This window comes from Bacillus seohaeanensis (genome assembly GCF_042684945.1).
In the GTDB taxonomy this organism is placed as follows: Bacteria; Bacillota; Bacilli; order Bacillales; family Bacillaceae_B; genus Rossellomorea; species Rossellomorea seohaeanensis.
Genome location: NZ_JBHUMF010000041.1, coordinates 1 through 897, shown reverse-complemented (window position 1 = coordinate 897; position 897 = coordinate 1). Strand labels below are relative to the sequence as shown.

Here is an 897-nt window from a genome sequence, read left to right as displayed (position 1 = left end):
GTGTATCCCCATTCTTTTATACTTATGATTCAATAATATCTTCGCTCTAAAACGATGAAAACTTCTAAATCCAAAGGCATTTCGCTTCAACACTTTTGTTGTGTTGTTGATTCCTTCGAGAAACCCGTTTGAGTAATCGTACACAAAGCTATTAAGTATTTCGGTCTGCCAATTTCTAAAGGTCATCATCGCACGACTCATTTCAGGAATACTAGCTCTCTCCATCAATTGGTATAACTCTTTTAACTCTTCTTTCACTCGTACGATCTCTTTTCTTCCAATTTCTTTCGCCCGTGTAAACCAGGCACGATAGCTTTCCTTCAATTGATAAGCTATTTTAAGTTCCTCTGCCATTCCTAAGTATCTTTCTAAGTGCCAATGCTCTTCCTCCGTTAATCGGCTGTTTTCTTTATGAAAGATATATTTCATCCGTTTACACTTTTTGCGATCATATGGATGAAAATCCCCTTGGACTCTTCTTCTTACTGCGTCCAATCCCCAGTATATATACCGGCAAAAATGAAAACGGTCTGCCACAATGACAGGACGTCCTAGTGCTTCTTGGACAGCTGCTTTGAAGGAAGGACTCATATCCATAACGACAATTTGAACCTTATTACCGTATTTCTTTAAGTATTCTTTAATCGTACGCTTATAACGGTTCGGAAGAATATCAATAGGTTCTTTGGTCTCCCCATTGGCAATGATAAGCTGATATTTTCCTTCCCTTGTATCACCTTTGTATTCATCTATCGCAATGACAGGTGGTAATTCTCTGACTTCCTGGATTTCTTTCGTCGCCAATGCATCAAAGCGACGAACAATGGTAGTAGCAGAACTACCATAATTCTCTGCGGTTTCTTTAAATGTCTTCCCTTTAATTGTTCGGATAGAAAT

General features: G+C 38.6%; 1 protein-coding gene. It reads right to left on the bottom strand.

What is annotated here, in order from left to right; translation table 11 throughout:
* A partial coding sequence (locus ACFSUL_RS21325) for an ISL3 family transposase (RefSeq protein WP_377938383.1) occupies positions 1 to 897 on the bottom strand: 897 nt, incomplete at both ends.